Origin of the sequence: Aquibium sp. ELW1220 (assembly GCF_030398385.1) — a bacterium.
GTDB lineage: Bacteria > Pseudomonadota > Alphaproteobacteria > Rhizobiales > Rhizobiaceae > Aquibium.
Map to the genome: position 1 here is coordinate 1 of NZ_JAOAOQ010000085.1, position 7,594 is coordinate 7,594.

The window sequence follows — 7,594 nt, forward strand, 5'->3', positions numbered from 1 at the left end:
CCCCGTCAACCTCCAGCGCGTTCTACAAGTCCAGACCCACCCGCGGTGAAAGAGACGCCTCGACTGCCCGCGTACCATCGACCGGCGTCATCCGCGAAAGCGAACTCATGAATAAGACGGGTTAGCCCGGAGCCTCCCTCCGAGGCCGATGCCCTTAGAAATTGATGAGCGGCGTTTGGAGTAGCTCGGCGCCACCATCGGGTAATCTGCTCCCAAGCCCCACTTCGCTCGGTACTGGTCCGGGGTCAGGCCGTAGCTCGTCATCAGGTGACGCTTCAGCGACTTGAACTGCTTTCCGTCCTCGAGGCAGACGATGAAGTCGTCGTGCACTGAGTTGTTCGCGCTCGCTGTGGGCTTCTGCGCAAGCTTCTGATCGGCATCGACCGGAGTCGAGGGCGCGCTGAGGTCGGTGAGAGTCTCGTGCACATCCCTGATAGTCGCCGCCACCGTGTCGCGCGGTAAATGCTGGTTGCGTACGTAGGACGAGACAATCTGGGCAGTCAGGTCGAGCAGACGGGCGCTGCGGCGGTCCGATTGTCCCACGGTCGATTTCCCCCTTTGATAGCCGGCACGCATCTCAAATGGCTAGTCGATCTGCAGCTTGGTTGGAAGCAGTCATTTTGCCTTGTTGCCGGCTTTTCGGAGGCGGGACCGAATGGACCTGCGGCGGTGGTCCGATCGTTGAGAATCGCCGTGGAAAGCACGGGTGCGAATGCTGCGGTCGACGCTGATGGTCAGGAAGCCTTTGGATGACCCCGGACAGGCTCGGCGCCGGATTGGGCCTCGGCGCTCCACTCAAGCCCGTCGGGCTTAAGGTCCATGCTGACGTAAGCATCCAGACCGGCTGCGATTATATCCACGATGACAGAGTGTCAAATCGCGCCGAACCGTGACCCCCTTTTCGCTTCCAATATTGACCCCTGCGGTGGCTGTGACGCGGACATGCAAAGTGAACCGCCCTGAGTTTGCCGGAGGCCATTTCGTTTGAGTCACGCGGCCATGGCCGGTTCTTCCAGCAAATGAGCGCCGTCCCCCCAAGGATCGGGCAGAACTTAACGGCTGCGCTCATGCCGAGGGCGGGCAGATCGATCCCTTGATAGGCATTCACCGCGTTGGCCGCCATCAGCAGCAGCTTCGCGCCAGCGAGAATGACGACCAGGTCGAGAACTGCGAAGAGCCGCTCGCGCATCCGGTCGCCGATCCACCCTGCAATGACGTCGGGCTTGTCGTACTGCTCTCCATCGTACTGCACGGGCTAGCAGTGACGCCCATCATGCGGACTTTGGACAGTTTGCACGGCAGGGATCCGGACGCCGAAGATGCCACACCACCGCCTGGCCTCCAGGAGCCTGCAAGCCGTCCGTGAACTAGCTCCAGGTCGAGGAGGAGGACGGCGCCTCTCGCCCCCCACTACCACTCTTGGTCCGCGACGCTCGATCGGGTTGGGCGACGCGATGAAGGCACGCGCTTTCGATTGTCGATCGCCCCCCCGAGTTAGACACCCGACCTGGCTTGCAGGGTGTCCGGCATTCATCCGGCCGCTGGGTCCTTCCCGTTCGCCTTCTGGAAGTATCAAGATCTACCTGCGAACGGCGGTTGTGCCTTGCGCGGTCGAGGGCGACGATGGCCGCAAGGATGATGAAGGAAGGGAGGCCACAATGGCAGGACGCCGAAAGCAGGACCGCAAGGAGCGGCTTCGAAAGCAACGGGAGTACCAGCGGGAATACAACAAGCGCATCGCAGCAGCCCGCGCGCCGGACCGTGACGAGATAGCGCGCGACCTGCTGCACTACGCCATCACGGAGAACCTCAGAATGGGACGCGAGAACGAACTCTGGACCCTTGCCGATTCCATCATCGAGCGGCTGGTCGCGCGTGGGTATGATCGCCGGGCCACAGAAATGACGTTCTCCGCGATCGTAGACCGCTACGGAGCTGGCTGGACCTTCCAGCGGAGGCTTCGTCACGGCGGCCAACCCGCTCAGGATTTAGAAGGCGACGCCGATCGCGGCCGCTGAGGCAGCGAGCCGGCCCTCAGCGCGTCTCACGCCGAAGCCAGTCGGCCGCGTCACCCCATGAGCATTCCAGCCCCCGGCTGAGGATTTCCGTTCGGTGCATAGATCGAGGCGATTAGGATGCCGGCGACCGCTGCCTCGATGTATCGGGCCTGGCCAAGTTCGCCTACAAGCTTGCCTGGCTGGTCCGCCTCAGGAGGCACGCAGCCACGTTGCACAAATCCAGCGCGCCGATCGTGCTCGCCGGCGACTACAACGTCGCGCCGACCGATCGCGACATCTACCCGACCTCATCCTGGGACGAAGATGCGCTCATCCACCCGGAGAGCCGCGCGGCCTACCGCAAACTCGTCGGCCGCAGTTGGATCGATGCGCTGCGCCATCTCCACCAACGCGAGCGCCTGTACACCTTCTGGCACTACGGGCGCATGCGCTGGCAGCGCGATGCAGGCCTGAGGCTCGACCATCTCCTGCTCAGCCGCAACCTCGCGGACAGGCTCTTCGACGCCGGCGTCGACCGAGAGGTGCGCGGGCGTGAAGGCGCCAGCGGTCACGCCCCGGCCTGGATCAGGCTGAGGGACGCCTGAGCGATCACGCGTGACCTCATATGCGTGCCTCCTCACAGGACGCCGACGTGGGTGGTGCCTGGGTTGCAGCCCTCTTCGGCCGTCGCTCCCGCTTGTCGCCGAACCGGTCGCCGCTTTTCCGCGCGGCTCAATGTGGCGGTTCCTTCTGCTCTACAAATGGGAGCAGCCTTGTCGGATGCGGCCCGAGATGTCCGGCGATGATGGGGTATCCGAAAATGACCATTTCGAACAAAGAAGGCCCGCCCGACTGGTGGATCACGCCATGGTCTCATCTTTTGCGTGCGTCCGCTTTCGGCACATAGAGCGGTTGGTGACCAGGCGGGCAGCGCGGGCTTCCGCCTTAGAGAGGCGAGATGTGGTTGAAGTGCTGACGAAGCGCGGCGACGTGCTCCCGCGGGATTTAGCCTGAATGCGTGACGCCATGCTCTTCGGAGATGCCCCGAAAGACGCCGACAGAGCCCGACGTCCGATCCCGTGTCGTCTTCCCGTTCGTCCTGCCGGCTGGTGACCAGGACGCCTAGTTGCCCACGAACTCCGCAAGCGGAAGGTCCTTTGGGCCGTCCTGAACCGGGAAGGCTGAGCGTCGGCAGCGGAGAGGAGCGCAGGTACAGTCGGTTGACGCGATTCGCCTTTCTGCCTCATTGCTCTCTTCGGAAAGGAACATCGTCAGCCTGCGTGCCGGCGCCGATCAGCGCATCTCTCGTTTCGCTGCCGGAAACCCTCTCCCCGGAGCCGAACGTGTGCACGAGGCGGTAGGCCCGTCCGACCTGCCGATCGGCCGCGCGATACTCCGGCTCGCGCAAGGAGCCCGTACGTTTTGCGGCGAGGTCGAGCGCACCGATCTCCGCCCGCATCGCCTCTGCTTCGAGCGCGAAGACTGTCGCCGGTTGTTCCCTTTTCGCCATTGCCGCCTTCGTCATCGCCTCGAGTTCGAGCGGCGTGGCGTCTGGCGCCTTGCCGCTACGGACGCCCGCTTGCGCCCCCACTCTAAGGGTTGGTGAAAGCCCGGCATTCGTCCCATGCTCTGCGAAGCCAACGGGACGCGCGCCCTACGGTGGAAGATCGGGCCGCCGAGGATGAGGTTTTCGACAGGGCGTCCTCGCAATGCCGGCCTCGGAGGGTCCAAGGCTCCGAACGTACCGGGTCGGGGATGAATGGCCTTGCAAAGAGCGGCTGGCTATCCGTTGGCGCAGGGAGCGACCGATGCACATGGAAGATGTTCTGGCGGCGAGTATTGACAGGAACAGGTCTCAGCCGATCGCCAGCCTGGCCGCGATGGTGAACGTTCGCGCGCTTTCACCACCGGAATCGGTCTCGGCTCGCCAAGGCAGACATTCCGGCTGGCCCTCGGGCTTCCATCGCCCGAGGAACAGTTCAATGAGGCTAAGCTACGTAACGTCTCGCTTGATGATAGTTACAGCCACCGCCGCCGTGAGCGCTCCCAGCTTCCCTTGCCGAAAGACGACGGGCTTCACGTATATCTTTTTCAATTCACTTACCTTTCCCGATATTTAGGTTAACTAGTGAACGCCACATCTTCTGATGCCAGCGCATCATGCCCGATGCTTCAGGTGAGTCAAGGATTCTACAGCGGATAAATTCGGAAGGAACCATGGATGCTGGGCGACCCTTCGGTGGCGTCGGGGACGGACATCGCCGTCCTGTCCCGCGCTGGCCGGACTGGCCGCCCTGTTGCGCCGGCAGGGTTGCTGAAGGATCCGTCAGCTCGGGTCGTCAGAGATTCCCAACGTTCTCCGCGTGACGGCCGCATGGTTTCGAGAAGCGCTACGGGCATGGGTCCGAGACCCGGCCCTTTCCTTCGTGCCGGGCACGTCACGACGATGCCCTTGCGGCCGGGAGCCTAATCGGGGCAGGGTGGCCGGCTGGACGTCTCGAGCCGAGGAGTCGGGGATCTGCCACCGGTTGGCCGCTGACGCCGGCGTTGTCGGCTTGAAGCGCCCGGCTCATCCGGGTCGCCAGTCAGCCACCCAAGGCTGACGGGGGACGAGCAACCGGGCTTTCACGGCCGCGGCCTCGATCCGGCGAACCCCCTAACCGGCCTACGGGCCCTACTTGGGCGCGGATCGGCCGCCACCACCATTCATTTTCCAGGTACCATCCGATCGTGCGTTCCAGCCCTGTCTCGAACGTCTCCTGCGGCTCCCAGCCAAGATCCCGCTCGATCTTCGACGGATCGATGGCGTAGCGTCTATCATGACCGGGCCTGTCGGCGACGAAGCGGATAAGTTCCCGGTAGCTCGCGCCGGAGGCGCGTGGCCGTCGCCGGTCGAGGATATTGCAGACGCCCTCGACGACCTGCAGGTTGGTACGCTCGGACCTGCCGCCAATGTTGTAGCTCTCACCCGGTGCTCCCCGCGTCGCCACGAGCGCCAAGGCGCGGGCGTGATCTTCCACGAACAGCCAGTCGCGCACGTTCTCCCCGCTCCCGTACACCGGCAGGTCGTGTTCCTCGAGCGCGTTTAGGATGACGAGAGGGATGAGCTTTTCAGGATAGTGGTAGGGGCCGTAATTGTTGGAACTGTTGGACAGAACGACAGGCAGCCCGTAGGTCCTGTGCCACGCACGGATGAGATGGTCCGATGCGGCTTTCGATGCTGCATATGGCGACGATGGCGCGTAAGGCGTCTCTTCCGTGAAGACGCCGCTGTCGAAAGGTAGGTCGCCGAAAACTTCGTCGGTAGAGACATGGTGGAAACGGAAACCCTCTCGCGCTGCGTGTGGCAGCTCCCGCCAATACTCCAGTGCGGCCTCCAGTAGCCGGAAGGTGCCGACGACGTTCGTTTCGATAAAGGCGGCAGGCCCGTCGATCGAGCGGTCGACGTGGCTTTCGGCCGCCAGATGTATCACCGCACCGATATTGCCCGTGCGAAGCAACTCCAGTACCGAATCGGCTTCGCAGATGTCGCCTTGCACGAACCTGTGGTTCGGGAGGCTGTCGATCTCGCGCAGCGACGCAAGGTTCCCGGCGTAGGTGAGCTTGTCGAGGTTGACCACGTTGTTCGAAGGGTCACGAGCGAGCAGTCGGCACACAGCCGACCCGATGAAACCGGCGCCGCCGGTGACGAGGAAATTCATTCTGCCCACCTGATGCTCGCAGCGGCACTGAACAAGTCGAGCCGCGAAGGTCGGCGCCCATATACAGGAATCGCCGTCCTGCGAGAAAGCCGATGGGCGCCGGCGGTTCCTGCGAGAATTCCTCCCCGGCCCCGTGCAGCGGATTGCCTTGGACAGCACCGCCGACGTAACGACAGGTCGTGCTCGTTTCCAGGCTTTGATTCGGTCGCAGTCAGCGGCGCTCGAGCTCCCGCACCCGGCGGCGCAGGTAGGCCGCATACTCATTGTTGCCAAGCCGATCAGCTCGTTCGTACGCCTTGGAAGGCCTTAGCCATCCAAGCTCGACGCCGATCTCCTCCGGACATGCGATCTTGATCCCTTGCCGGCGCTCGATCGTCCTTACGAACGAGGATGCATCGTGAAGGCTGTCGGGTGTGCCCGTGTCGAGCCAGGCGAAACCGCGTCCCAGCTGGTGAACGTGGAGGGACTTGCGCTCCAGGTAGTGGTTGTTGACCGCTGTGATCTCCAGCTCACCGCGATGTGACGGCAAAATCGATGCGGCGATCTCGAGGACGTCGTTGTCGTAGAAGTAAAGCCCTGTAACGGCCCAGTTCGATTTCGGATTTGCCGGCTTTTCCTCGATGGACAACGCCTTGCCATCGCCATCGAATTCGACAACTCCGTAACGCTGGGGGTGCTCAACATGGTAGGCGAAGACGGACGCACCTGTCTCGCGTGCCGCCGCGGCCTGGCAGATGGCGGAAAGACCTTCACCGAAGTAGATGTTGTCGCCAAGGATCATGGTCACGCGATCCCTTCCCACGAAGTCGCGGCCGATGATGAACGCTTCAGCAAGCCCGTTTGGATGTGGCTGTACTGCGTAGGAGAGGTTGACCCCGAAGTCCGAACCGTCGCTCAGCAGCTGCTGGAAGGCAGGCAGGTCGCGGGGGGTCGAAATCACGAGGATGTCCCTAATCCCGGCGAGCATCAGGACGCTAAGGGGATAGTAGATCATCGGCTTGTCGTACACGGGGAGGATCTGCTTCGACACGGCGAGGGTCAGCGGGTAGAGCCGCGTTCCGCTGCCACCCGCAAGGATGATCCCCTTGATCGCCATGTCCGCCCGCCTCGAATTGCCAGTCGCCGCCCACGAACGCCGCGAAGAGACGTCATCGGGCGCCAACGCCGACGCAATAGCAGAATTTCATCACGCTATGCCAGGTAATTGGACCTGCTGGTCCGGCACTGGTCAGCCGCGCCTACGAGGCGAAGCGCCGCCCGCAGGGCGATCTAAGCCGGACTGGCTCGCGGCAGGTCGGCGGGGGATGCCGGTCGTTCTTCATCACGTCGCTCGACACGGCCGCCTGGATGCCGGTGAGTTCGCGGGCCGGAAAAGATTGCATGCAGCGACGACAAATCCCGTTGGGCTGCGGGATCATTTGAAGATCCCTTTCGCTTCCTGCTCGGTCCACCACGCCCCGTCCTTCTTTCCCGCATATTGAAGGCGCTTGTTGGTGAACTGCCCCTGAGTGCAGATGCCGCGATAGTCCTCGACCCGCGCTCCGGAGCTCGACCTGACGACTGTCTCCACCACCGTAGGACCCGTCATGTGGTAGATCGAGGTGAGCGTTCCCTCCTCGATGTTGACCCGGATCGCGTCCGCGATCCGGGCGAGAAGGGGGTGTCCCGGGCGCGGCGGCCAGGAAATAGTTCGTGATCTCGTCCCTGGTGACCCGGAGGAAGACCTCGGTGGTGTCAGCATCAAGATAGTCCACCGGCGGGCGGACGAAGTTGGAATCGTAACCGGGGCAGATTTCCGGGCGGAGGGGGTTTTCAGCCGATCCCGGTCGTGATTCATCCTTTGCGTGACGCTACCACCGATTGATTCTCTTGAAGGCCTGTCGCTCGCGGAACTCC

8 protein-coding genes and 2 pseudogenes are annotated in these 7,594 nt (G+C 63.1%); 2 read left to right on the top strand and 8 right to left on the bottom strand.

Annotated elements, in window-relative coordinates:
• Positions 1–105: 105 nt before the first annotated feature.
• Positions 106–543 (bottom strand): MucR family transcriptional regulator, encoded by a 438-nt coding sequence (locus N1F91_RS30510; RefSeq protein ID WP_289997682.1) that lies wholly within the window; start codon positions 541–543, stop codon positions 106–108.
• Positions 544–850: 307 nt separating this feature from the next.
• A complete protein-coding gene (locus N1F91_RS30515) occupies positions 851–1,252 on the bottom strand; it encodes a hypothetical protein (RefSeq protein WP_289997683.1) in 402 nt (133 codons plus the stop codon).
• A gap of 406 nt (positions 1,253–1,658) precedes the next feature.
• Here N1F91_RS30515 and N1F91_RS30520 point away from each other — a divergent pair, with 406 nt between their 5' ends.
• Complete coding sequence (locus N1F91_RS30520) at positions 1,659–2,018, top strand: hypothetical protein (RefSeq protein ID WP_289997684.1); 360 nt, start codon at positions 1,659–1,661, stop codon at positions 2,016–2,018.
• Positions 2,019–2,089: 71 nt separating this feature from the next.
• On the opposite strand, the pseudogene N1F91_RS30525 reads toward N1F91_RS30520, so the two are convergent.
• Positions 2,090–2,170 (bottom strand): annotated as a pseudogene (locus tag N1F91_RS30525) (exodeoxyribonuclease III); the annotation flags it as partial.
• Positions 2,171–2,173: 3 nt separating this feature from the next.
• On the opposite strand from N1F91_RS30525, the pseudogene N1F91_RS30530 reads away from it, so the two are divergent.
• Positions 2,174–2,602: pseudogene (locus tag N1F91_RS30530) on the top strand (exodeoxyribonuclease III); the annotation flags it as partial.
• 638 nt (positions 2,603–3,240) lie between these two features.
• Here N1F91_RS30530 and N1F91_RS30535 read toward each other — a convergent pair.
• The 5 genes from N1F91_RS30535 to N1F91_RS30555 form a co-directional block, all read right to left on the bottom strand.
• Complete coding sequence (locus N1F91_RS30535; protein ID WP_289997685.1) at positions 3,241–3,507, bottom strand: hypothetical protein; 267 nt, start codon at positions 3,505–3,507, stop codon at positions 3,241–3,243.
• Between the two features lie 1,075 nt (positions 3,508–4,582).
• Positions 4,583–5,698, bottom strand: coding sequence for a dTDP-glucose 4,6-dehydratase (gene rfbB / locus N1F91_RS30540; RefSeq protein WP_289997686.1), 1,116 nt, complete (start codon positions 5,696–5,698; stop codon positions 4,583–4,585).
• 211 nt (positions 5,699–5,909) lie between these two features.
• Entirely contained in the window at positions 5,910–6,788 is an 879-nt protein-coding gene (gene rfbA, locus N1F91_RS30545; protein ID WP_289997689.1) for a glucose-1-phosphate thymidylyltransferase RfbA, read from the bottom strand.
• A 148-nt stretch (positions 6,789–6,936) separates the two neighbouring features.
• A complete protein-coding gene (locus N1F91_RS30550; protein WP_289997687.1) occupies positions 6,937–7,080 on the bottom strand; it encodes a hypothetical protein in 144 nt (47 codons plus the stop codon).
• Positions 7,081–7,112: 32 nt separating this feature from the next.
• Positions 7,113–7,286, bottom strand: coding sequence for a hypothetical protein (locus N1F91_RS30555; RefSeq protein WP_289997688.1), 174 nt, complete (start codon positions 7,284–7,286; stop codon positions 7,113–7,115).
• Between the last annotated feature and the right edge of the window lie 308 nt (positions 7,287–7,594).

Coding starts and splice junctions, on each gene's coding strand:
- N1F91_RS30535 (WP_289997685.1), bottom strand. CDS start 3,507: ATGGCGAAAAGGGAACAACCGGCGACAGTCTTCGCGCTCGAAGCAGAG.
- N1F91_RS30520 (WP_289997684.1), top strand. CDS start 1,659: ATGGCAGGACGCCGAAAGCAGGACCGCAAGGAGCGGCTTCGAAAGCAA.
- rfbB (WP_289997686.1), bottom strand. CDS start 5,698: ATGAATTTCCTCGTCACCGGCGGCGCCGGTTTCATCGGGTCGGCTGTG.
- N1F91_RS30550 (WP_289997687.1), bottom strand. CDS start 7,080: ATGCAATCTTTTCCGGCCCGCGAACTCACCGGCATCCAGGCGGCCGTG.
- N1F91_RS30555 (WP_289997688.1), bottom strand. CDS start 7,286: ATGACGGGTCCTACGGTGGTGGAGACAGTCGTCAGGTCGAGCTCCGGA.